This window comes from Pseudomonas sp. FW300-N2F2, assembly GCF_017351655.1.
GTDB lineage: Bacteria > Pseudomonadota > Gammaproteobacteria > Pseudomonadales > Pseudomonadaceae > Aquipseudomonas > Aquipseudomonas fluorescens_AA.
On sequence record NZ_JACNDQ010000003.1, the window covers coordinates 639,986 to 663,374 of the forward strand.

General features: G+C 63.4%; 21 protein-coding genes. 13 read left to right on the forward strand and 8 right to left on the reverse strand.

The window, feature by feature from the left end:
- Positions 1–25: 25 nt before the first annotated feature.
- On the reverse strand, positions 26–1,696 hold the full coding sequence (gcbA, locus tag J4E63_RS23560; protein WP_207283505.1) for a diguanylate cyclase GcbA: 1,671 nt from the start codon (positions 1,694–1,696) through the stop codon (positions 26–28).
- A gap of 284 nt (positions 1,697–1,980) precedes the next feature.
- Here gcbA and J4E63_RS23565 point away from each other — a divergent pair, with 284 nt between their 5' ends.
- The 6 genes from J4E63_RS23565 to J4E63_RS23590 all read left to right on the forward strand — a co-directional run bounded on the left by J4E63_RS23565 (position 1,981) and on the right by J4E63_RS23590 (position 8,628).
- Positions 1,981–3,048, forward strand: a complete 1,068-nt coding sequence (locus J4E63_RS23565) for a DUF2333 family protein (protein WP_060739344.1) — start codon at positions 1,981–1,983, stop codon at positions 3,046–3,048.
- Between the two features lie 3 nt (positions 3,049–3,051).
- Positions 3,052–3,609: an NUDIX hydrolase gene (locus J4E63_RS23570; RefSeq protein WP_207283506.1), complete on the forward strand. Its 558-nt coding sequence runs from the start codon at positions 3,052–3,054 to the stop codon at positions 3,607–3,609.
- A gap of 169 nt (positions 3,610–3,778) precedes the next feature.
- Positions 3,779–4,150: a translation initiation factor Sui1 gene (locus J4E63_RS23575; protein WP_003197435.1), complete on the forward strand. Its 372-nt coding sequence runs from the start codon at positions 3,779–3,781 to the stop codon at positions 4,148–4,150.
- A gap of 211 nt (positions 4,151–4,361) precedes the next feature.
- Positions 4,362–6,275 (forward strand): arginine decarboxylase, encoded by a 1,914-nt coding sequence (gene speA / locus J4E63_RS23580; protein WP_060739342.1) that lies wholly within the window; start codon positions 4,362–4,364, stop codon positions 6,273–6,275.
- A gap of 254 nt (positions 6,276–6,529) precedes the next feature.
- Complete coding sequence (locus J4E63_RS23585) at positions 6,530–7,837, forward strand: type VI secretion system Vgr family protein (protein ID WP_207283507.1); 1,308 nt, start codon at positions 6,530–6,532, stop codon at positions 7,835–7,837.
- Entirely contained in the window at positions 7,834–8,628 is a 795-nt protein-coding gene (locus J4E63_RS23590; protein ID WP_207283508.1) for a DUF4123 domain-containing protein, read from the forward strand. The genes J4E63_RS23585 and J4E63_RS23590 overlap by 4 nt, the downstream gene beginning before the upstream one ends.
- A gap of 3 nt (positions 8,629–8,631) precedes the next feature.
- Here the strand turns inward: J4E63_RS23590 and J4E63_RS23595 are convergent, their stop codons facing one another.
- Together J4E63_RS23595 and J4E63_RS23600 are read right to left on the reverse strand one after the other, a co-directional pair.
- Positions 8,632–9,981 (reverse strand): MATE family efflux transporter, encoded by a 1,350-nt coding sequence (locus tag J4E63_RS23595; RefSeq protein ID WP_207283509.1) that lies wholly within the window; start codon positions 9,979–9,981, stop codon positions 8,632–8,634.
- A gap of 276 nt (positions 9,982–10,257) precedes the next feature.
- On the reverse strand, positions 10,258–10,551 hold the full coding sequence (locus J4E63_RS23600; RefSeq protein ID WP_003197447.1) for a hypothetical protein: 294 nt from the start codon (positions 10,549–10,551) through the stop codon (positions 10,258–10,260).
- 164 nt (positions 10,552–10,715) lie between these two features.
- Here J4E63_RS23600 and J4E63_RS23605 point away from each other — a divergent pair, with 164 nt between their 5' ends.
- Genes J4E63_RS23605 through J4E63_RS23620 form a run of 4 tightly spaced genes read left to right on the forward strand, consistent with a single transcriptional unit; the run spans position 10,716 to position 12,988 of the window.
- On the forward strand, positions 10,716–11,021 hold the full coding sequence (locus tag J4E63_RS23605; RefSeq protein WP_060739337.1) for a MazG-like family protein: 306 nt from the start codon (positions 10,716–10,718) through the stop codon (positions 11,019–11,021).
- The gene (locus J4E63_RS23610) at positions 11,018–11,767 is read left to right on the forward strand and encodes a methyltransferase (RefSeq protein WP_060739336.1); all 750 of its coding nucleotides are present in this window, start codon (positions 11,018–11,020) and stop codon (positions 11,765–11,767) included. The genes J4E63_RS23605 and J4E63_RS23610 overlap by 4 nt, the downstream gene beginning before the upstream one ends.
- Positions 11,768–11,792: 25 nt before the next feature.
- A complete protein-coding gene (locus tag J4E63_RS23615) occupies positions 11,793–12,410 on the forward strand; it encodes a DUF4136 domain-containing protein (RefSeq protein WP_060739335.1) in 618 nt (205 codons plus the stop codon).
- A gap of 20 nt (positions 12,411–12,430) precedes the next feature.
- Positions 12,431–12,988, forward strand: coding sequence for a DUF4136 domain-containing protein (locus tag J4E63_RS23620; RefSeq protein WP_103310747.1), 558 nt, complete (start codon positions 12,431–12,433; stop codon positions 12,986–12,988).
- A gap of 227 nt (positions 12,989–13,215) precedes the next feature.
- Here J4E63_RS23620 and J4E63_RS23625 read toward each other — a convergent pair whose 3' ends face one another.
- Positions 13,216–14,070, reverse strand: a complete 855-nt coding sequence (locus J4E63_RS23625) for a MaoC/PaaZ C-terminal domain-containing protein (protein WP_207283510.1) — start codon at positions 14,068–14,070, stop codon at positions 13,216–13,218.
- Between the two features lie 2 nt (positions 14,071–14,072).
- Entirely contained in the window at positions 14,073–15,425 is a 1,353-nt protein-coding gene (locus J4E63_RS23630) for a 3-oxoacyl-ACP reductase (RefSeq protein ID WP_207283511.1), read from the reverse strand.
- A 256-nt stretch (positions 15,426–15,681) separates the two neighbouring features.
- On the opposite strand from J4E63_RS23630, the gene J4E63_RS23635 reads away from it, so the two are divergent.
- The gene (locus tag J4E63_RS23635; protein WP_207283512.1) at positions 15,682–16,959 is read left to right on the forward strand and encodes an acetyl-CoA C-acetyltransferase; all 1,278 of its coding nucleotides are present in this window, start codon (positions 15,682–15,684) and stop codon (positions 16,957–16,959) included.
- On the opposite strand, the gene J4E63_RS23640 is transcribed toward J4E63_RS23635, so the two are convergent.
- Entirely contained in the window at positions 16,946–17,974 is a 1,029-nt protein-coding gene (locus J4E63_RS23640) for a bile acid:sodium symporter family protein (RefSeq protein ID WP_207283513.1), read from the reverse strand. The genes J4E63_RS23635 and J4E63_RS23640 overlap by 14 nt on opposite strands.
- A gap of 79 nt (positions 17,975–18,053) precedes the next feature.
- On the opposite strand from J4E63_RS23640, the gene J4E63_RS23645 reads away from it, so the two are divergent.
- The gene (locus J4E63_RS23645) at positions 18,054–18,845 is read left to right on the forward strand and encodes a helix-turn-helix transcriptional regulator (RefSeq protein WP_060739327.1); all 792 of its coding nucleotides are present in this window, start codon (positions 18,054–18,056) and stop codon (positions 18,843–18,845) included.
- Positions 18,846–19,085: 240 nt separating this feature from the next.
- Complete coding sequence (locus J4E63_RS23650) at positions 19,086–19,979, forward strand: PA4780 family RIO1-like protein kinase (protein ID WP_072410317.1); 894 nt, start codon at positions 19,086–19,088, stop codon at positions 19,977–19,979.
- 618 nt (positions 19,980–20,597) lie between these two features.
- On the opposite strand, the gene cueR is transcribed toward J4E63_RS23650, so the two are convergent.
- Complete coding sequence (gene cueR, locus J4E63_RS23655) at positions 20,598–20,999, reverse strand: Cu(I)-responsive transcriptional regulator (RefSeq protein WP_207283514.1); 402 nt, start codon at positions 20,997–20,999, stop codon at positions 20,598–20,600.
- The gene (locus J4E63_RS23660) at positions 20,999–23,389 is read right to left on the reverse strand and encodes a heavy metal translocating P-type ATPase (protein ID WP_207283515.1); all 2,391 of its coding nucleotides are present in this window, start codon (positions 23,387–23,389) and stop codon (positions 20,999–21,001) included. Before J4E63_RS23660 ends, cueR begins: the two co-directional genes overlap by 1 nt.

Consider the following 23,389-nt stretch of genomic DNA (forward strand, 5'->3'; position numbering starts at 1 on the left):
AGTGCCTGAAGTTATTGCGTTTGCGTTACAGGTTTATGACCGAGTCAGTCGATTCCGATGAAAAGGTGGCACTTTGCTTTGATTGCCGGGCGCTCTGTACCCGGTTGCGTCCGGCGTGCTTGGCACGGTACAGCGCTTCGTCCGCCTGGCTGGCCATCATCAGGCTGTCGGAATCATCGCTCATCTCCACCACGCCAGCGCTGAAGGTGCACCACAAGTCCTGGGGCTGGGCCGGATAGTGGATTTCGGCAAAGCGCTGGCGAATCTCATCCAGCACTTTGCAGGCAGCGTCGATGTCGGTGTCGGGCATGACGATGGCGAACTCTTCGCCGCCGTAACGGCCGATGAAGTCGGTCTTGCGCAGGCGCTGCTTGAGAAACAGCGCCAGGCTCTTGATCACCCGGTCGCCCATGGGGTGGCCGTGGCTGTCATTGACCCGTTTGAAGTGATCGATGTCGAGCATGGCGAAGCTCAGGGGCTTGCCTTCGCGACGAGCGCGGAAGCTGCAATCCTCGAGCAGTTGCAGGATATGGGTGTGGTTGTACAGGCCGGTGAGGCTGTCGCGCACCATCCGCGCCTTGAGGTTGCGCGCCCGGGCGGCACGGTTGCGCACGGTGGTGATCAAGTGCCGGGGCTTGATCGGTTTGGTCAGGAAGTCGTCGCCACCTTCGCTCATGGCGTCGAGTTGCTTGTCCAGGTCGTCTTCGGCGGACAGGTAGATGATCGGCACGCTGACATAGCGGTCATTGTGACGGATGACCTTGGCCAGTTCCGTGCCGGTGCAGGCCGGCATGTACATATCGAGGATGATCAGGTCGGGCTGGAAATCCGCCAGCTCGGCCATGGCCTGGATCGGCTCGATCAGCGTGCGGGTGATGATGCCGGCGCTGTTGAGCAGCCGCTCGGTGTGCAAGGCCTGGGCGCGGGAGTCATCGATGATCAGCACTTTGTAGGGGTCGTACTGGGCAACGCAGGTCAGCACTTCGATCTTTTCCAGCAGGCTCGAGGCTTCGAGGGTGCCGGTGAGGAATTCCTGCCCGCCAGCGCGTACCGCGGCCAGGCGTGTCGGGGTGTCGGTTTCCAGCAAGCTGAAGAACAACAGCGGCAACGGTTGTTCCAGGCCTTCCTGAGCTTCGGCGGCCAGTTTCAGGCCGGTGCCCGGGCCGCTGAAGTCCACGTCCATGACAATCGCCGCCGGCAGGCGCTCGACCATCGAGGCCCGAAATGCCGCGACACTGTCCAGCGCCTGGGCGCTGAGGCCGAAGAACTCCAATTGCTTGGCCAGGCGTTCGGCGCGGTCATGGTCCTGCAGCATCACGTAGATGGGTTTGCGCAGCGGCGGCAGGAAGGTCTGTTCGAGCTGGTCGCCGTGGCGCAGGCCGGTGCGAGACAAGCGCTGCATCAGTCGGTTGATTTCGGTGATCAGTTGGCTGCTCAGGCGTCCGCGATTGGCGTCCACCGCTTGCAGCGACTGGCTGATGCCTTGGGCCAGTTGGGAATGCTCGGGCTGTTCGAAGCGCTCGGCAAAGCGCAGCAAGCGCAGATTGGCTTCGCTGAGCTCCGACAGATCGGTGCTTGACCACTCACTGCGTTGCAGGCGCTGCCAAATCTCCAGCATCTGGCGAGCCTGATGAATTACCCGCTGGGCAAAGTGGTGCTTGAGGCGCTCACGGCTGGGGTCTTCTGGCTCGGTCATATCCTGACTACTAGTTAGGGTGCATGCTGAGGTCGACTGGTGGCTCTATGCTAGCACCTCTTTTCCTCCTTATGAGTGTCATACGTCAATATTCTGTCCAGTCGCCTAATTCAGTTTGTGACCGGACAGTCTCGTAGGCCGATGGCAACGCTTCCTTTATAGTGGTGTTCGATTGCCCTGTCGCGCCCGGCATGGTTGGCGCCGCATTATCGCGTTTCAAATCAGGCACGATGGCGTAGGGTTGTGGTCGAATCGAGAACTCAAGTGATTGAAGGAACATCGCCATGCTGGACTGGAAAAACCGCGCGGGCAGCGCGCCTGAACGTGCCGCCGAGCCGAAATCGGACACCCGCAGCTACCTGGGTGGGCTTTTTTTCAGCCGCGCACTGGCCACGCTGATCGGCCTTTACCTGCTGGTGACCATTGCCCTGGGCTGGTACTGGAGCCAGGAGCCCGCGTTGTTCCCCGTGCAGCAGAACGCCCAGGCCGCAGCCGAGAAGGATGGCCGCCAAATGGTGGTGGGCTACACCACGGTCGAGACGCTCAAGACCGTGGCCGGGACCCTGCTGACCAAGCAAGGCGGCTACATTTCCAACGACCGCTTCCCGCCAGGCCTGTGGATGGACAACATGCCGAGCTGGGAATACGGCGTGCTGGTGCAGGTTCGCGACCTGAGCCGCGCCCTGCGCAAGGACTTCGCCCGTTCCCAGTCCCAGTCCGCCGAGGACGCCGACCTGGCCAAGGCCGAGCCGCGCTTCAACTTCGACAACCGCAGTTGGGTGCTGCCTTCCAGCGAATCCGAATACCAGGAAGGCATCAATTCCCTGAGCCGCTACCAGGCCCGGCTGTCCGATCCGAACCAGAAAAGCGCGCTGTTCTACGCCCGCGCCGACAACCTGAACAACTGGCTGGGGGACGTCGGTACGCGCCTGGGCTCGTTGTCCCAGCGCCTGTCGGCCAGCGTTGGCCGGGTCAAGCTCAACACCTCGCTGAAAACCGAAGTCACGGCCCCGGGCCAAGTGCCGCAGGTGGACGAAGAGGTGGTCGAGACCCCATGGCTGCAGATCGACAACGTGTTCTATGAAGCCCGCGGCCAGGCTTGGGCACTGTCGCACCTGCTGCGCGCCATCGAAGTGGACTTCGCCGATGTGCTGGCGAAAAAGAACGCCACGGTCAGCGTACGGCAGATCATTCGTGAACTGGAAGCGTCCCAGGAACCGGTCTGGAGCCCGATGATCCTCAACGGCAGCGGCTTCGGTGTTCTGGCGAACCACTCGCTGGTCATGGCCAACTACATTTCCCGGGCCAACGCAGCGGTCATCGACTTGCGGCAACTGCTGAACCAGGGCTGATCCATGAGCGAAAGCCCCCGGGAGGTCGCTCACCGAGCGGCCTCGGATGCCGAGCTGATCGCGTGGGTCGACGAGCACGACAACCTGCTCGGCAGCCTGGTGCGTTCGCAGCTGCGCGAGCGCGGCCTGATCGGGCGTGGCACCTACATCATGCTGTTCAATTCGGCCGGTGAACTGTGTGTTCACCGGCGCACCCTGAGCAAGGCCATCTATCCAGGTTTCTGGGACGTGGCGGCGGGCGGCATGGTCCAGGCCGACGAGACCTACGCCGAGTCGGCCGCCCGTGAGCTGGCGGAAGAACTGGGCGTGAGCGGCGTGGAACTGACCGCCCACGATCATTTTTATTTCGAAGACCCCGGCAGTCGCCTGTGGTGTTCGGCGTTCTCGGCGGTGTGGGACGGCCCGCTGGTCCTGCAGCCTGAAGAAGTCCTCGAAGCGTGTTTCCTGCCGCTTGAACAGGTGCTCGATGAAATCCAGCGCATGCCTTACTGCCCGGACTCCCTGGCGGCGCTTGAACGCTATTTGCGTGCCCAGGGTGGCGACGTCGCAAAGAAGCTATAAATTGGCGCTGATTGGCCCTTAGCAAGTCGGCTTTTTGCCGTTACACTGCGCGACTTTTCAAGCTGAACCGCGTCTGCGGTCCAGTAGCGCTGCCCCTGCCTGAGTGGGGTTTCGCGGTCGAGGCACGTTCTCCCCCCGACCAGTCTTTGTCCTCCCAAGAGGATTGCCGGTGGCCAAAAAAGCCGCATCCTTCGCCGCCCTGGGCGGCCTGGTATTTTCTACCGACGCCGGTCGTCATTGCCCTGATTGCCGTCAACCGGTGGATGCCTGCATCTGCAAACAGACCGCCATCCCTGCCGGTGACGGCATTGCCCGTGTGCGCCGTGAAAGCAAAGGTCGCGGCGGCAAGACGGTGACCACGATCACCGGCGTGCCGTTGGCCGAAGATGCGCTCAAGGAACTGGCCACCACATTGAAGAAGCGTTGTGGTACCGGTGGTGCGTTGAAAGACGGCATCATCGAGATCCAGGGCGATCACGTCGAGCTGCTGCTGGCGGAACTGGTCAAGCACGGCTTCAAGGCAAAGAAATCCGGCGGCTAGCAGCTTCTGTGAAAACCACCCTCGGCTTGACCCGGACCCGACGTTCGAGGTCGCCCGCATGGTTTTCACAGAGCCTGTTCTGAACGGGTTTCTAAACTCATCGCTGGGAGCAGGGTCTACCTTGCTAACAGGCAATTCGTCATTTTCACTCTCTAGACTGCCCCAGCCTCCGACCGGATGGTGCATTTTGACTTCTTTATAGGGGACTTCGATGTCCGTACGACGCACACGCAAAGACGATGGCAGCCAATGGACAGTTGCGGACAGCCGCAGCGTTTACGGGATTCGCCATTGGGGGGCCGGGTATTTCGCGATCAATGAAGCCGGTCGCGTCGAAGTCCGTCCGAACGGTCCCGGCAGTTCGCCCATCGACCTGTTCGAGCAAGTCGACCAGTTGCGCCAGAGCGGCCTCTCGCTGCCTTTGCTGGTGCGCTTTCCCGACATCCTGCAAGACCGCGTGCGCCAGCTGACCGGTGCGTTCGACAGCAACATCGCGCGCCTGGAATACCAGAGCAAGTACACCGCGCTCTACCCGATCAAGGTCAACCAGCAGGAAGCGGTGATCGAGAACATCATCGCCACCCAGAACGTCTCCATCGGCCTGGAAGCCGGTTCCAAGCCGGAGCTGCTGGCGGTGCTGGCCCTCGCGCCGAAGGGCGGCACCATCGTCTGCAACGGCTACAAGGACCGCGAATTCATCCGCCTGGCGCTGATGGGCCAGAAGCTGGGCCACAACGTCTTCATCGTCATCGAGAAAGAGTCCGAAGTCGGCCTGGTGATCGAAGAGGCCGCGGTGCTCAAGGTCAAGCCACAGGTCGGCCTGCGCGTGCGTCTGTCGTCCCTGGCGTCGAGCAAGTGGGCCGATACCGGTGGCGAGAAGTCCAAGTTCGGCTTGTCGGCCGCACAACTGCTGTCGGTGGTCGAGCGCTTCCGCGCCGCTGGCCTGGACCAGGGCATTCGTCTGCTGCACTTCCACATGGGCTCGCAGATCGCCAACCTGGCGGACTACCAGCACGGCTTCAAGGAAGCGATCCGTTACTACGGCGAGCTGCGCAATCTCGGCCTGCCGGTGGATCACATCGACGTCGGCGGTGGCCTCGGCGTGGACTACGACGGCACGCACTCGCGCAACGCCAGTTCGATCAACTACGACATGGACGATTACGCCGGTGTCGTGGTCGGCATGCTCAAGGAGTTCTGCGATGCCCAGAGCCTGCCGCACCCGCACATCTTCTCGGAAAGCGGCCGCTCGCTGACCGCCCACCACGCGATGCTGGTGGTGCAGGTGACCGACGTCGAGAAACACAACGACGACGTGCCGGTGATCGACAACAAGCAGGAACTGCCGGAAACCGTGCAATGGCTGGTTGACCTGCTGGGCCCGACCGATATCGAGATGGTCACCGAGACCTACTGGCGCGCCACGCACTACATGAGCGACGTGGCGACCCAATATGCCGACGGCAAGCTGACCCTGGCGGAAAAAGCCTTGGCCGAGCAGTGCTACTTCGCCGTGTGCCGTCGCCTGCACAACTCGTTGAAGGCCCGCCAGCGCTCGCACCGCCAGGTGCTGGATGAGCTCAATGACAAGCTGGCCGACAAATACATCTGCAACTTCTCGGTGTTCCAGAGCCTGCCGGACACCTGGGCCATCGGCCAGGTATTGCCGATCCTGCCGCTGCATCGCCTGGACGAAGAGCCGCTGCGCCGCGCCGTGCTGCAAGACCTGACCTGCGACTCCGACGGCAAGATCAAGCAATACGTCGACGAGCAGAGCATCGAGACCAGCCTGCCGGTTCACGCCCTCAATCCGGGTGAAGACTACCTGCTGGGGATCTTCCTGGTGGGCGCCTACCAGGAAATCCTCGGTGACATGCACAACCTGTTCGGCGACACCGACTCGGTGAACATCTACCAGAACGCCGATGGCAGCGTGTACCACGCCGGTATCGAAACCCACGACACCATCGAAGACATGCTGCGCTACGTGCACTTGTCGCCGGAGGAGTTGATGACTCACTACCGCGACAAGTGCGCCAGCGCCCGCATCAGCGCCGCCGAGCGCACCCAGTTCCTCGATGCGCTGCGCCTGGGGCTGACGCGTTCGTCGTATCTGTCTTCCTGATGGCGAGACAGCGCCAATAGCCGTTCCCTCAATGCCCACCGGGGCTGTCAGAAAACACACCGCACATCGCGGGTTTTTTCGGATAGTCCCGGAGGGCATTTTTGTTTACGTCACGGCTATTTCTTCCCACCGGTGCATTTAATCGGTGATGTCCTTATTTCGTGTAGTCCCTTTCCTAACCTGTACTTGGCCCCTCTACTCGGCCATGGCGGTCGGCGAGAATCCCCGACCGCCCCTCCTGTAGAGAAACGCCGATGTCCGATCCAGCCTGCGAGCCAGCATTTCGTCTGGAAATAGCCGGTCTGCCCGAGCCTGTTGACGTGGTGGCCTTCACGGGTAGCGAAGCCATCAGCGAACCCTTTGTCTATGAAGTGGAGCTCCTGTTGCACGATGCGAACCTGGACTTGGCGAGCCTGCTGTACCGCAGCGCCTGGTTGAGTTTCGGGACCCCGGGCCGGGGCATTCATGGGCAGCTCCATGAGTTGGTCCAACACCGTCACGGCGCCGGTTGCCGGGTGCGTATCGGGCCGAAGCTGGCCTGTCTGGCGCAGCGCTTCAGCCAGCGGGTGTTCAGTGCTCGCTCGGTGCCGCAGATCATTCGCCAGGTGCTCAAGGCCCATGGCATCAGCGGCCGCCGCCTGTGCCTGGACCTGAGCGGCGATTATCCACCGCAGGATTTCTGTACCCAGTATCGCGAGTCGGACCTGCAGTTCCTCCAGCGCGTGTGCGCCCGAGCGGGTATCCACTTTCATTTCGAACACACGCGGGACGGGCATTGCTTGGTGTTCGCCGATAACCCGCACAGTTTTCCCCCCGCCGGTAAGGCGGTCTACGTGGACGACGGGCCGGTTGCCGCGGTGCGGACCTTCAGCGTGCACACCGATGTGTCGGGGCAGCAGGTCGCCCAGGGGCGCAGCGAACTGACGAACCTGCGCAGTGGCCAGGTGCTGACATTGACGGACCATCCGTTTGCCGGTTGGAACCGGCGCTGGCTGTTGACGAAGGTCGAGCATCGCGTCCAGGCGGGTGTGTATGGCAACCATTTCAAGGCCATTCCCCGGGGCGTGCTGTTCGTGCCGGACAGCGTCCCGGCCAAACCACGCATGGTGAGCCGTCAACGCGGCTGGGTCGTGGCGGTGGACGAGCCGCCGGAACTGGGGGCGGGGCGCGTGGCGGTGGAATTCGACTGGGTCTATCAGGGCGAAGGCTCCAGCCCCAGTCATTGCTGGCTGCCCTTGGCGCCGGAGCTGGCTGCCGGCGGGGCGGCTGCGCTGTATGACGGCACCGAGGTGCTGGTGAGCTTTATCGAAGGTGATCCGGATCGGCCGCTGATCAGTGCATTTCTGGGCGAGCCTGCCTCGGCAGCGGTTGCCGATGAGTCATCTTCAGGCGAAACACTTGGGCGGTCGGTTGTCGATCCGGTGCTGTTGTCGGCGATGCGGGAGGCCGAGCCGCTGGTCTTGTTGTGCCTGTTGCCCGAAGGCGGGCCTTTCAACCCCTGCGGCCAACCGCTGTGCACCTGCCGCATGCTCATGGGGCGCGGCGCGGGCGTTGCTCGATGAGTGCGGCCGTGCCTGGATCAACGCCGCAGTGGTTGCTGCTGGACGTACCGAGTGCGCCTGAGGCGGTGCGGCTGGTGCACGCGCAGTTCGCCGAGGCCCGGCGTTTTGCCCTGTTCGAAGGCACCGAGTTGCATGGGCTTCGCGAGCACGGCCCGCTGTTGGTGGAGCTGCGCCAATCACCCGCGCTGGTCAGTCTTTGTCACCTGGATCCGCGCGCCTGGCCAGGGTTGTTGTTGGCCAGCCCAAAGCCCGTCGGGCAATTGCTCACGCATCTGCGGCGGATGCTGACGGTGACATTGGGCCTGCATCACAAAGCCCTGTTGAATTACTACAACCCGCACACCGCCAGCTATTTCTTCGACGGTTGCGATTCCCATGAGCTCAGTTGCTGGTTGGGGCCGATCAGCCTGGCGCGCTGGTTCGGCGGCACGTGGGCCGACCGGGCGATCGGCAGCCAGGGCTGGCAACAACTGTCCAACCCGGGACTGCCGGTGGCGGCGTTGGAGAAAGAACACGGCCTCAGCGACCGACAGCAGGGCCAGTTGCAACGATGCCTGTTGGAGCGCCACGCGTGGCAATGGTGCCGTTCCACCGGGCGTGATTACCGTCGGCTCTGGGAGGATTTGCAGCAGGGGCTGGCGTTGGGATTCACCGAGCGGACGGTGCTCGATGACTGGCTGTGGTTGCGCCTGCAATACCCCGATGCCCGGCCCATCCCGGGGCCGGCGGGTGGTTCGCAGCGTGAGCGTCTCGAACACCTGCGGCGGCGCTGGCAGGGTCGCCAGGATTGAAGGTTATGGGGCCGGCGCGCCGAGCCAACGGTCACGCCGCTGCAAGTGCCAGGCAAACGCACCGAGGGTCAGGCTGCGCAGGGCCATGAACAGCAGGAAGGTGATCCACAGCCCATGGTTGCCCAAGCCCAGCAGCATCCAGGCGATCGGCGACACGAGCAGTAGGGTCAAGAGCATGCCGTTGCGCATTTCCCGGGCGCGGGTGGCACCGATGAACAGGCCGTCGAGCAAGTAGCTCCAGACCGCGATCAGCGGCAAGGTCGCCAGGTAGGGCAGGTAGTCGTAAGCGGTGGCGCGCACGTCGGGAATGTCGGTCTGCATATCGATGAACAAGTGGCCGGCGAGCAGGAACAGCAGGGCAAAGCCGAGGCTTGCAATCAGTGACCAACCGCCGGCCACCACCAGCGAGCGGCGCAGGGCCAGGCGGTCGCGGGCGCCAATGGCATGGCCGCACAGCGCTTCCACGGCGTGGGCCAGGCCGTCCAGGGCATGGGCGGTCAGCAGCAGGCCGTTGAGCAGCAAGGCATTGGCCGCCACGGTTGCGTCCCCCAGGCGCGCGCCTTGCACCGTGATCAGGAAAAACACCGCTTGCAGTGCCAGGCTGCGAATGAAGATGTCCCGGTTCACCGCCAGTAGCGGACGCCAGTTCTGCCACACGCCCAGGGCCGCCCAGGCAATCTGCCCGGGCCAGGCTCGCAGAGTCTTGCGAGCCAGGGCCAGGCCGACCAGCGCTCCGGTCCACTCGGCAATCACCGACGCTCGGGCCGAACCGGTCACGCCCCAGTCCAGGCCGATCACGAACCAAAGATTCAGGGCGATGTTGACCAGGTTGGTCACCAACAGGATCGCCAACGGCGCCCGGGCATTCTGGGCGCCGAGGAACCAGCCCACCAGCGCATAGCTGGCCAGCGCCGCCGGCAAGCCGAAGAGCCGGGTGTGGAAGAAGTCGCGGGTCAACTGGTTGAGCTCGGCGGACGGCTGCATGAAATGCAACGCCACGTCGCTCAACGGCACGCCGACGGCACCGAGCAGCAGTGCCAGCCCCATCGCCAACAGCAGTCCTTGCAACAACACTTGTCGCAACGCCGCCCCGTCACCCCGCCCGGCAGCCTGGGCGGCGAACCCGGTGGTGCCCATGCGCAGGAAACCCATGGCCCACGCCAACACCGTATACAAACTCGCCCCGACCGCCACGGCGCCCAACTGATGGGCATGGGGCAAATGGCCGATGACGGTGCTGTCCACCAACGCCACCAGCGGCACGGAGATGTTCGAGAGAATCATTGGCGCAGCCAGTGCCCAGACCCGGCGATGGGTCAGGCGGTCGCGCCAGTCGGTGATCAGGTTGGACATGCGGGCTCCTTGGTGGAGCGCGATTGTAGCGGGTTCTTGGATTGATCGTGCCCGGTGCAGAGAGGGAGCACGCAGACCTCTAAAGTGACCTCGGGCTCATCGTGGCGAGGGAGCTTGCTCCCGCTCGGCTGCGAAGCAGTCGCAAGACCAGCCGATGTGGTCTGTCTGGAACATTGCTTCAGCTCATTTGGGGCGGCTTCGCCACCCAGCGGGAGCAAGCTCCCTCGCCACGGGTGGTGTCCGGTGCGAACGCTGGGGTGGGGAGCGATCCCAGTGTCAGTGAATGATCCAACTCAACAACCACAACCCCAGCACCAGCCAGATGATGCCCATGACGATCGAGGCCCGCATGAAGGCGCGGATGGCCGAGTACAGCAGCATCAGCCCGAGGATCAGCGCGATGATGCTGATGATCGAAGTGTCCATGCCCAAGGTGCGTGACAGCCCATCGACGAAGTTGCCGCCGGCGTTGGCCAGGGTGTTGAAGAGGCCGCTGAGCAGGTCGACGATGAAACGGATTACCGAACCGAGCGCCTGGCCGAGCCATTCGAAAAAGCTTTCTACCTGCATATGTGCATCCTGATGGGAGGGAATCCGAACTGAGCCGTTGGCTCCTGATTGTAGGAGCTGTGGCGGCCGAGTTGGTTCGATTATGGGGCAAACCGTCGCTTCGTACCGAGACTCTTGCCTTCCCCGGTCATCCCCCTGAAGCTATGCGCATTCAGGAGAACCCGATGAACCTTGTTGAACTGACCGCACGCCTGCATGCCATTCGTGACCATAACGATTGGCGGCAATTCCACAGCCCGAAAAACCTCGCCATGGCCGCCAGTGTGGAAATGGCCGAACTGGTGGAGATTTTCCAGTGGCTGACCGAGGACCAGTCGCGCCAGTTGCCGGCGGACAAACTGGCCCACGCCGGGCAGGAAGTCGGTGACATCGTGTTGTACCTGTTGCTGCTTTGCAGCGAGCTGGGCTTGGACATGGACGCCGTGGTGCGCAGCAAGCTGGCCGATAGCGAACGGCGGTTCGGCCAATGAGCGACCGTCATTTCGATCAGCTCGCCACGCGCTTCGCGGAAAAAATCTACGGCGGGGCCAAGGGGGCGATCCGCCTGGCGGTGCTTCAGGCCGATCTGCTGGAAACCTTGCCGCAGCGTCCATTGCGTGTGCTGGACATCGGCGCTGGCCTGGGCCACATGTCGTTGTGGTTGGCCGAGCGCGGTCACCAGGTGACCCTGGCCGAGCCGGCCGAGCCCATGCTCGAAGGCGCTCGCCAGCGTTTTGCCGAGGCCGGCCAGCAGGCCACGTTCATCCAGGCACCGTGGCAGGACCTGCTCGGCCAACTGACCGAGCCTTACGACCTGGTACTGTGTCACGCGGTGCTGGAGTGGCTGGCCGAGCCCCACGCGATCCTGCCGGTGCTGCATCAACTGACGGCGCCTGGCGGTTGGCTGTCCCTGGCGTTCTACAACCGCGACGCGCTGGTCTATCGCAATCTGCTCAAGGGGCATTTCCGCAAGTTACGCAAAAATGACATGGCCGGCGAAAAACAGAGCCTGACGCCGCAACAACCCCTTGATCCGCGAGATTTGGCGGCGCAACTTGAAGGCCTGTGGCAGGTCGAAAGCCAGAGTGGTGTGCGGGTTTTCCATGACTACATGCCGGTGGAGTTCCAGGGCCGCGTGGAACTTGCGCAGTTGCTGGAAATGGAACTGGCCCACCGTCGCCATCCGGCGTTTGCCGGGTTGGGACGTTATCTGCACTGGATCTGCCGTCCCCTCTGATCTGCAAGTGCAATTGGAGCGCGAAATGAAAGGTCGTTCAGGGTTGTTGGTGCTGTGCCTGGGGCTGGTGGCCTGCCAGGGCAGCAACCCCTATGTCGCCACCTCCAATCCGTTGCCGCCGGCGCCACCGGAGGCCGCCACGGTGTTCGACCGCAGCGCCTACCCGGCGCCGCCCCGTGATTACGGGCGCTATCGCAGCTGGGCCTGGCGCGACGGGCGCCTGCCGCCGGGCACTGCCTGGGCGGATTCGGCCCAGGTGGCCGAAGCGGTGAGCAATGCCCTCGACCAGCGTGGCCTGCGGCCGCTGCATGACAACCGGCCCGCCGACCTGTTCGTCAGCGCCGACTTGCGCCTGGAGACCCGCGTGCGCCAGGTCCGGGATGATTATGATGCTGGCTATTACGGCGGCTATAACCGTTATGACCGCTACGGTCCGGGTTATGGCGTATACCATCCGATGCCGATGGTGCGCACGTATCAGGAGCAAGTCGTGGTGGTTCGGGTGGACCTGTTCGATGCTCGCACCGGTCAGCCGGTGTGGAGCGCCAGCGCCGAGACCGGCCAGCGGGGCAGCCAGAGCGAACGCAGCGATGCCATTCGCGAGGCGGTGGAAAAAGCCATGTCGGCGTATCCCCCAAGTTGATTACGCAACGGAGAAAAACCATGTTTCGCCGTCTTGCTCTATTGGCCTTCACCCTGTTGCTGGGGGCTTGTGCTTCTAACCAGGTCAACCATGACTTCGACACCAGCCGTGACTTTGCGGCGTATCGCAGTTGGAGCTGGAAAGACCCGGCGCTGCAGTATCGCCCCGATGACCCACGCATCAAGAGCGACCTGACCGAACAGCGGATCCGCCAGGCGGTGGCCGATCAACTCGACCAGCGCGGCTTGCGCCCGGCTGCGGCGGGCGGGCGCGGCGATGTGCTGGTCCAGGCCTATTTGATCGTCGAGGACCGCCAGCAGCAGGTCACCACTCACTACGGCGGCGGTTGGGGTGGCCCGTGGAATGGCTACTGGGGTGGGCCGATGTACAACGAAACCCGCAACATCAGCTACAAAGTCGCCACTGTGCAGATCGACCTGCTCGACGGCAAGGACGGCAAGTTGGTGTGGCGTGGCAGTGATGAACAACTGCTCAGCAACTCCCCCAACCCGGCCGACCGCAACACGGCTGTGCGCGAGACGGTGGGGCGGATTCTGTCCAACTACCCGCCGCGCTGAACACGGCGAATTCAAGATGGATGGAGGCTGAGCCACCGCCATCGCGAGCAAGCTCGCTCCCACAGGGGGTGGCGGTGGACATCGTATCTATGAACACCCCGAAACAAACTGTGGGAGCGAGCTTGCTCGCGAAGACAGCGGCACATTCAACCTTGATGCAAGCTGATGCAGCGCCATCGCGAGCAAGCTCGCTCCCACAGGGATGGCGGTGAATACCATCGACCTGCTCAGGTTGCCGGCCGCCACTCTCCCACCATATGTTCCAGCGCCCCGGTCCCCACCAGTTGCAGTTGCCCACTGGAGCCCGCCGCGCTGGACAGCAGGGTCACTTCGCTGGGCAGACGCACCGGTTTCCTGAAGGTCACCTCGATCTCGATGTTGGCCTCGGGCAGGTGGTCATCCAGCGCCGCCAGGGTCCTGGCCTTGTTCCACAAGCCATGGGCGATGGCGGTGGGGAAGCCGAACAGCCTGGCGCTGATACCGCTCAGGTGAATCGGATTGTAGTCGCCGGAAACCTTGGCGTATTGCCGGCCGATGTCAGCCGGTGCGGTCCAGCGCGCGACTTCAATCAATGGCAGGCTGGCCTGAGGGGATTCGTCCACGAGCGCGCCGTCAAGCTGGACGCCTTTGCACAGCATCTGGCTCCGGGCCTCCCACAAGGGCCCCAACTGATCATCGAGGCAGGTCACCAGGTCGAATACCGCGCCTTTGGGGTGGGCTTGCAGGTTCTCGACATGGACGCTGGCCCGCACCTGGTCGACCCCGCCCATGGGCCGCAATACGCGAATGCGGTTGCTCAAGTGGATCAACCCCAATAGCGGAAAGGGAAAGTCCCGCCCCGTGAGCAATTGCATCTGCAGGGCAAACGCCAAGACGTGGGGATAAGTCGGCGGCAGCAGTCCGTTATCGACGAAACCGCACACTTTGCGATAGGCCGCCAGCCGTTGCGGGTCGACCTGAAGCACCTGGCGCAGGCCTTCCTCGGGCAAGGTCGTTCCGGTGACCTTGCGCCGCGTCGCCGCTTTTGAATAGAGCCCGGACATGGATGGCGGGCTGCTGACCTCATGCCATTGGATCGTCATGGTCATGCTCCCAAAAGGCTTTGCCCGCATACCCGCAGGGCCTGCCCGGTCACGGCGCCCGTGCCCGGCTGCGCGAGCCAGGCCACGGCTTCGGCGACATCTTGAGGCAGGCCGCCCTGGCCGAGGGAACTCATGCGCCGCCCGGCCTCGCGCAAGGCGAAGGGGATCTCGGCGGTCATGCGGGTTTCAATGAACCCCGGCGCCACGGCGTTGATGCTGATGCCCCGAGATTGCAGCCGCGGCGCCCAGGCCTGGGCCAGGCCGATCAGCCCGGCCTTGCTCGCCGCATAGTTGGTCTGCCCACGGTTGCCGGCAATGCCGCTGATGGAGGCCAGCAGAACGACCCGGCCATTGTCGCGCAGGGTGCCGCTGTCGAGCAGGGCCTTGGTCAGCACTTGCGGGGCGTTGAGGTTGACCGCCAACACGGCGTCCCAGAATTCCGGGGTCATGTTGGCGAGGGTCTTGTCCCGGGTGATGCCGGCGTTGTGCACCACGATGTCGACGCCGTCGGGCAGGTGCTCGATCAGCTGGGCGGCGGCATCTTCGGCGCAGATATCCAGCGTGACGCTGCGCCCGCTCAAACGCGCCGCCAGGGCGTCGAGGTCGGTCTTGGCCTGGGGGACGTCGAGCAGGATCACGTCGGCGCCATCGCGGGCCAGGGTTTCGGCGATAGAGGCGCCGATCCCGCGGGCCGCGCCAGTGACCAGCGCCTTGAGCCCCGTAAGCGGTCGGGTCCAGTCATGGACCTGGGTGTCACAGGCGTCGAGGCGAATGACCTGCCCGGAAATGAAGGCACTCTTGGGTGACAGGAAAAACCGCAGCGCACCTTCCAACTGGGTTTCGGCACCGTCGCCGACATACAGCAGTTGCAGCGTCCCACCGTGGCGCAGCTCTTTGGCCAGGGAACGGCTGAAACCTTCCAACGCCCGCTGGGCACTGGCGGCGAACGGATCGCCAAGGCTTTGCGGCGCGCGCCCCAGGATGACGACATGGGCGCTGTGGTCGAGGTTCTTCATCAGCGGCTGGAAAAATTCCCGCAACTGCTTGAGCTGGTCGGTCTGCACCAAATGGCTGGCGTCGTACACCACTGCCTTGATTTTCGGTCCGTGGCCGGGGATCCACTCGGTGGCCACGGTCGGTTCGCCGCCGTAGATGAAAATGGTGTCGGTCAGGCGCTTGGCGAACGTGCCGATCTGTTCGGTCAACGGCCCGCCGCCCAGCAGCAGGGCGCCTTCGATCGGCCGTAGCCGCCCGGCCTGCCAGCGTTCCAGGCGTACCGGCGATGGCAGGCCGAGGGACCCGACCATGCGCCGGCCAATGGGCGAATTGGCGAAGTCGATATAACGGTCAGACATGGAACACACTCCGGCTGATGAGGTTCCAAGTGTGGACCATGATTGGCAATCAGTCGTTCGATCGGCGAGATAAAGCCTAAGCTTGAGCGGGAGCGCTTTGTCCAGGACTCCGTACTCTTGTGGGAGCGAGCTTGCTCGCGATGCAGGCACCGCGGGTGTTCAGGGCGATCGCATCATCGTTCATCGCGAGCAAGCTCGGCTCCCACAGGGGGCGGTTGAGTTTTCTTAGTGCATTAGACCTACAGGGGAGTTCTTCATGACACAACCACGCCGCGTCGCGATCATCGGTGGTAACCGCATTCCCTTCGCCCGCTCCAACGGGCCCTATGCCACCGCCAGCAACCAGGCGATGTTGACGGCCGCCCTCGAGGGGCTGATCGAACGCTACAACCTGCATGGCTTGCACATCGGCGAAGTGGCTGCCGGGGCGGTGCTCAAGCACTCCCGGGATACGAACCTGACCCGCGAATGCGTGCTCGGTTCGCGGCTGTCACCGATGACGCCGGCCTATGACGTACAACAGGCCTGTGGCACCGGGCTGGAGACGGTGCTGCTGGTGGCCAACAAGATCGCCCTGGGCCAGATCGACAGCGCCATTGCTGGCGGCGTCGACACCACGTCGGATGCGCCAATCGCGGTCAATGAAGGGTTGCGCAGGATCTTGCTGCAAGCCAATCGCGCCAAGACCACCGCTGAGAAAATCAAAATATTCCTGCAATTGCGCCCCCAGCACCTGATGCCGGACTTGCCGCGTATCAACGAGCCGCGCACCGGCCTGAGCATGGGCGAGCACTGTGAGTTGATGGCCCAGACCTGGCAGATCCCCCGGGAGGCCCAAGACCAGTTGGCCCTGGAAAGCCATCAGAAAATGGCCGCGTCTTACGCCGAAGGTTGGCAGAACGACTTGATGACCCCGTTTCTCGGCCTGACCCGGGACAACAACCTGCGCCCGGACCTGACCCTGGAGAAACTCGCCTCCCTCAAGCCGGCCTTCGAAAAAAGTGCCAAGGGCACGATGACGGCGGGCAACTCCACGCCACTGACCGACGGCGCCTCGGTGGTGCTGCTGGGCAGCGAAGAATGGGCCAAGGCCCGGGGCCTGCCGATCCTGGCATACCTGCGCGACGGTGAAACGGCGGCGGTGGATTTCGTCAATGGCGCCGAAGGGTTGCTGATGGCCCCGGTCTACGCTGTGCCGCGGTTGCTGGCGCGCAACGGCCTGACCTTGCAGGACTTCGATTACTTCGAGATCCACGAAGCGTTCGCCGCCCAAGTGTTGTGCACGCTGAAGGCCTGGGAAGACCCGGACTATTGCAAGACCCGTCTGGGCCTCGACGCGCCGCTGGGGTCCATCGACTGCGGTCGGTTGAACGTGAAGGGCAGTTCCCTGGCCGCCGGGCATCCGTTTGCCGCCACGGGCGGGCGCATTGTCGCCAACCTCGCCAAGTTGCTGGATGCCGCCGGGCGAGGTCGCGGGTTGATTTCCATCTGCGCCGCCGCCGGCCAGGGCGTGACGGCGATTATCGAGCGTTGACGAGGGTGCCCTCCTGGCGGGAGACCAGTGCCTTGTGCTGGCTGGCGTAGCGCTCGGCCAGGATCGAGCAGACGATCAACTGCAGCGGGTGGTAGATCATGATCGGCAACAGAATCAGCCCCAGGCCGGGATGGTTGCCGAAAATCAACGCCGCCATCGGCACCCCGGCGGCGAGGGATTTCTTGCTGGCGCAGAACACCGCGGCGACTTCGTCGGCGCTGTTGAATTTCAGGGCGCGGGCGGTGCGGGTGGTCGCCCACAGGATGATTGCCAGCAGCACGGCACTGCCCACCACTGCGCTGAGCAACACGCCGTTGCCTTGCTGGCGCCAGATGCCGGACACCATGGAGTTGCAGAAGGCCGCGTAGACCAGCAGCAGGATCACCAGCTTGTCGATGACGCTGGTGTAGCGTTTGTACCGGCCGAAAAAGCCGGCCAGCCAACGCCGCAGGAACTGCCCCAGCACCAGCGGCAGCAGCAACATCACGCACAGGTCGAGCAAGGTTGAACCCAGGTCGATGCCTCCAGCGCCGCTGCCGACCACGAAACTGACCAGCAACGGTGTCAGGAAAATGCCCAGCACGCTGGACAGGCTCGCGTTGAGAATCGCCGCCGGCACGTTACCTTTTGCACTGCCAGTCAGGGCCACCGAGGAAGAAATCGTCGAGGGCAGGGCGCACAGGTAGAAGAACCCCAGCATCAGCAGCGCCGGCACATGGCTGCCCAGCAGCCAGTTGCTGAGCAGCCAGAGCAACGGAAATACGCCAAAGGTGAAAGCCTGCACCATCACGTGCAGCCGGATGTTCTTCAGGCCGTGGCGGATCTGCTCGCCGGACAGGTTGACCCCGTGCAGGAAGAACACCACGAAGATGCCGATGTTGACCACCCATTCGGCATGCATGGCACCGCCCGTGGCACCAAAGGAGGGAAAGAAGTACGCCAGCAGCGTGGCGAGCACCATGCCGCACAGGAACCAGTCGGTCACCATGCGTTTGAGGTGTCTGAAGATATGCATAGGGCACCGCATGTTGTAAGAAAAGTCGACTTAGCCTAACGTCGCCCTCATCAGTCGTCTTGCGACATAAGGCCAATCAATGCCGCCTAACGGACATCAACAGCTGGAGCGACGTATCCCCGACCTGGCGCAATTGCCGAGGCCGCTGTACGCCCGTGTCGAAAGCTTGAACGCCGGTTCCTGGACGCAAGCCCATCGTCATGACTGGGTGCAATTTTCCTACGCCATCAGCGGCGTTCTCGGCGTACACACCGCCGCCGGCAGTTTCTTCGCCCCGCCACAACGGGGCATCTGGATCCCTGCCGACCTGGAACATCAGGTGGTGACCTCTACCCGGGCGGAAATGCGCAGCCTGTATGTCCATCGTCACGCCTGCCCCTGGGCCGATGAGCGCTGTCGGGTGCTGGAAGTCACGCCACTGGCCCGTGAGTTGATCAAGGTATTCTGTCAGTTGCCGGTCGATTATCCCCAAGGTGATACCCAGGAAGAACGGCTGGTGCAGGTGTTGCTGGACCAGTTGGCGACGTTGCCGGAAGTGGGATTTTCCCTGCCGCTGCCGCGACATGCCCGCTTGCTGGCGCTGTGTAACGAATTGATCGAACAGCCTGAACAGAACGTCACCTTGCAAGCCTGGTCTGAACGTCTGGGCACGTCGGAAAAAACCCTGATGCGTCTGTTCCAGCGTGAGACCGGCCTGAGTTTTCGTGCCTGGCGCCAGCGCATGCGCTTGTTGTCGTCCCTGGGCTCCTTGGAGAAAGGGGACAGCGTCACCAGCGCCGCGTTGTCGTGTGGGTATGATTCAACGTCCGCATTCATTGCCGCGTTCAAGGGGATGTTCGGGTATACACCGGGGGAGTTGTTCAAGCATTGAGCCGGCGCACTTGCCTACGGCTGGCGGTGGACATGACTGTCAGCTCTTGTCGCAAATACCTGGGTATTCAGTTGCCAACGCCAGTGCCGGTCTCGGCTATGATTCGACGCCGTCGATTGATCCGGCACATTGTGTGCATCACAGGTTCATAGGTCGGCAACCCCTCCCCGTGGAGGAAGGATTGCCGTATAACGACTGTCATTCGCGTGTTTGGTAATAAAGGACCCACAATAAAAGCTGATGAAGACTCCAAAACGCATTGAACCCCTGATCGAGGACGGTCTGGTCGACGAGGTGCTGCGCCCACTCATGAGTGGTAAAGAAGCAGCTGTTTATGTGGTGCGCTGCGGCAACGAGCTACGTTGCGCGAAGGTCTACAAGGAGGCGAACAAGCGAAGTTTTCGTCAGGCGGCCGAGTATCAGGAAGGCCGCAAGGTGCGCAACAGCCGTCAGGCCCGGGCCATGGCCAAGGGCTCGAAGTTCGGGCGCAAGGAAACCGAGGACGCCTGGCAGAATGCCGAAGTGGCGGCATTGTTCCGCCTGGCAAGTGCGGGTGTGCGCGTGCCCAAGCCGTACGACTTCCTTGAAGGCGTGCTGCTGATGGAGCTGGTGGCCGACGAGTACGGCGATGCGGCGCCGCGCCTGAACGATGTGGTGCTGGAGCCGGACCAGGCCCGTGAATATCACGCCTTTCTGATTTCCCAGATCGTGTTGATGCTGTGTACTGGTCTGGTGCACGGTGACCTGTCGGAGTTCAACGTGCTGCTGACGCCGACGGGGCCGGTGATCATCGACCTGCCGCAAGCCGTGGATGCCGCGGGTAACAACCATGCCTTCAGCATGCTGGAGCGGGACGTGGGCAACATGGCGTCCTACTTCGGCCGGTTTGCCCCGGAACTCAAGCGCACCAAGTACGCGAAGGAAATGTGGGCGCTGTACGAAGCGGGCACCCTGCACCCGGCCAGCGTGCTGACCGGCGAGTTCGACGAGCCGGAAGAACTGGCGGATGTCGGCGGGATCATGCGTGAAATCGAGGCCGCCCGCCTGGATGAAGAACGCCGTCAGGCCGTCCGCGCCGCCGACGATGCCCCACCCGGCAAGACCGAAGAACCACCGCCGCCGTGGATGCAATGATCGGCTGAACAGAAGCCCGGCCAATGGCCGGGTTTTTTGTGGGCGCTGCAAAATCTCCTATCCACCGCAGGCCTCCTGTGGAAGCGAGCTTGCTCGCGATAGCGGTGGGGCCGCTTGCATCGATGTTGAATATGCCGCCGTCATCGCGAGCAAGCTCGCTCCCACATTGGTTTTTGGATGGTCCCGAGATTTAAGTCGCCGTTGATCCCTGTGGAAGCGAGCTTGCTCGCGATAGCGGTGGGGCCGCTTGCATCGATGTTGAATATGCCGCCGTCATCGCGAGCAAGCTCGCTCCCACATTGGTTTTTGGATGGTCCCGAGATTTAAGTCGCCGTTGATCCCTGTGGAAGCGAGCTTGCTCGCGATAGCGGTGGGGCCGCTTGCATCGATGTTGAATGTGCCGCCGTCATCGCGAGCAGGCTCGTTCCCACATTGGTTTTTGGATGGTCCCGAGATTTAAGTCGCCGTTGATCCCTGTGGGAGCGAGCTTGCTCGCGATAGCGGTGGGGCCGCTTGCATCGATGTTGAATATGCTGCCGTCATCGCGAGCAAGCTCGCTCCCACCGTTTTGCTTCGGCTGTTTACAGCATTGATGTCCACCGCCGGTCTTTGTGGGCATCAACTCTTGCAGCACCCCGACGCCAGCTCCTTGAGGATCGGGCAATCCGGACGGTGGTCGCCGTGGCAGTGCTCTACCAGGTCTTGCAAGGTGTCGCGCAGTTCGGCCAGTTCGCGGATTTTCTGGTTCAGCTCATCGATGTGTTGCCGGGCCAGGGCCTTGACGTCGGCGCTGGCGCGTTGGCGGTCTTGCCAGAGAGTGAGCAATTTGCCGACCTCTTCCAGGGAAAACCCCAGGTCGCGGGAGCGCTTGATGAACGCCAGGGTGTGCAGGTCATCGGTGCCGTAGACCCGGTAGCCGCTGTCGGTGCGATGGGCGGCCTTGAGCAGGCCGATGGATTCGTAATAGCGGATCATCTTCGCGCTCAGGCCGCTCTGGCGGGCCGCTTGGCCGATGTTCATCACTTGTCCTCCAACTGCTTGGGTGTCCAGAACTTCAACAGTAACGCATTGCTCACCACGCTGACGCTCGACAGGGCCATGGCCGCGCCGGCCAGCACCGGGTTGAGCAAGCCGAACGCCGCCAGGGGGATGCCGATCAAGTTATAGACGAACGCCCAGAACAGGTTCTGGCGGATCTTGGCGTAGGTCTTGCGGCTGATGTCCAGCGCCGCCGGTACCAGTCGCGGATCGCCGCGCATGAGGGTGATGCCCGCGGCATGCATCGCCACGTCGGTGCCACCGCCCATGGCAATGCCAATGTCGGCGGCGGCCAGGGCCGGGGCGTCGTTGATGCCGTCGCCCACCATCGCCACCACCGAGTGGCGCTTCAATTGTTGGACGATGGCGGATTTATCCGCTGGCAGTACCTCGGCATGGACATTGGAAATCTCCAGCGCCTGGGCCACCACCCGAGCGCTGCCTTGGTTGTCGCCGGTGAGCAGATGGCTGGCGATGTGCTGTTCATTCAAGGCCTGTACGGCGGCGAGAGCGCCGGGTTTGAGGGTGTCACCGAAGGCGAACAGGCCCAGCACCCGCGGCGTCGCGCCTTGTTCTAGCAGCCAGGACAACGTACGGCCCTCGGCTTCCCAAGCCTGTGCGGATTCGGCCAGCGAGCCGGGGTTCAGGCCCAGTTCGTCCAGCAGACGGCGATTGCCCAGGGCCAGGCGTTGCCCGGCGAGGTTGCCGGCAATGCCGCGTCCGGCCAGGGACTGGCTGTCGCTGACATCCGGTACATCCAGGCCGCGCTCGGCGCAGGCGTCCAGTACGGCTTTGGCGAGCGGGTGCTCGCTGCCGCGTTGCAGCGCGCCGGCCATTTTCAGCAGCGCGTCTTCATCACCGTCCAGAGCGGTCAAGTGGGCGATGCGCGGCGTGCCGGAGGTCAGGGTGCCGGTCTTGTCGAACACCACGGTCGTGACTTCATGGGCGCGTTCCAGGGCTTCGGCATCCTTGATCAGAATCCCGTGGCGCGCCGCCACGCCGGTGCCGGCCATGATCGCCGTGGGCGTCGCCAGGCCCAGGGCGCAGGGGCAGGCGATCACCAGCACGGCGACGGCGTTGATCAGCGCGGTTTCCAGTGGCGCACCGTACAGCCACCAACCGATCAACGTCGCCAGGGCCAGCACCAGCACCACCGGTACGAAGACCTGGCTGACTTTATCCACCAGTTTCTGGATCGGCGCCTTGGCGGCCTGGGCGTCCTCCACCAGGCGGATGATGCGCGCCAGGACGGTTTCGGTGCCCAGGGCTTGCGTGCGGACCAGCAACCGGCCTTCGCCATTGATGGCGCCGCCGGTGACCTTGTCCCCGGGCTGCTTGGGCACCGGCAGGCTTTCGCCGCTGATCAGCGCTTCGTCGGCGTGGCTCTGGCCTTCCAGCACTTCGCCGTCCACCGGGAAGCGTTCGCCGGGCTTGACCAGCACCAGGTCATTCAAGCGCAGGGCGCTGATGGCAACGTCCCGCTCCTGGCCATCGATCACCTGGATCGCCCGTTCCGGGCGCAAGGCTTCGAGGGCGCGGATGGCGCTGGCGGTCTGGCGCTTGGCGCGGCTTTCCAGGTATTTACCGAGCAGCACCAGGGCGATCACGACGGCCGAAGCCTCGAAATACAGGTGCGGCATGCTGCCGGGACCGGCGATTGCCCATTCATACAGGCTCAAGCCGTAGCCAGCGCTGGTGCCCAGGGCCACCAGCAGGTCCATGTTTCCGGCACCGGCCCGCACGGCCTTGAAGGCGGCGACGTAGAAACGTGCACCGAAGATGAATTGCACCGGCGTCGCCAGGGCGAACTGCACCCAGGCCGGGAGCATCCAATGTACGCCGAACGGCTGCAGCAACATGGGCAGCACCAACGGCACCGACAGCAGAATCGCCAGCACCAGGGCCAGGCGTTCACGGTTCAGACGGTTGTTCTGCGTGTCGGCGACCTGCTCGGCCTGCCAGACCTTGGCGTCATAGCCGGCGCGCTTGACCGCATCGATCAGGGTTTGCGCATCCACCTGGCCGAGCAGTTCGAGGTGAGCCCGCTCGTTGGCCAGGTTGACACTGACGCTGTTCACGCCGTCGACCTTGCCCAAGGCCCGTTCGACCCGGCCGACACAGGAGGCGCAGGTCATGCCTTCGATGTTCAGTTCCAGGGTGTGAACCGGAACGCTATAGCCTGCCTGTTCGACGGCCTGCTTCAAGGCCGGCAGGCTGCCTTCGGGGGCCTGGACACGCGCCAGTTCCGTCGCCAGGTTGACGCTGACGGCGCTGGCACCGGCGACTTTGCTCAAGGCTCGCTCGACCCGCCCGGCGCAGCTGGCGCAGGTCATGCCGGCAATGGGTAGATCGAATGTGGTGGATTCGGACAT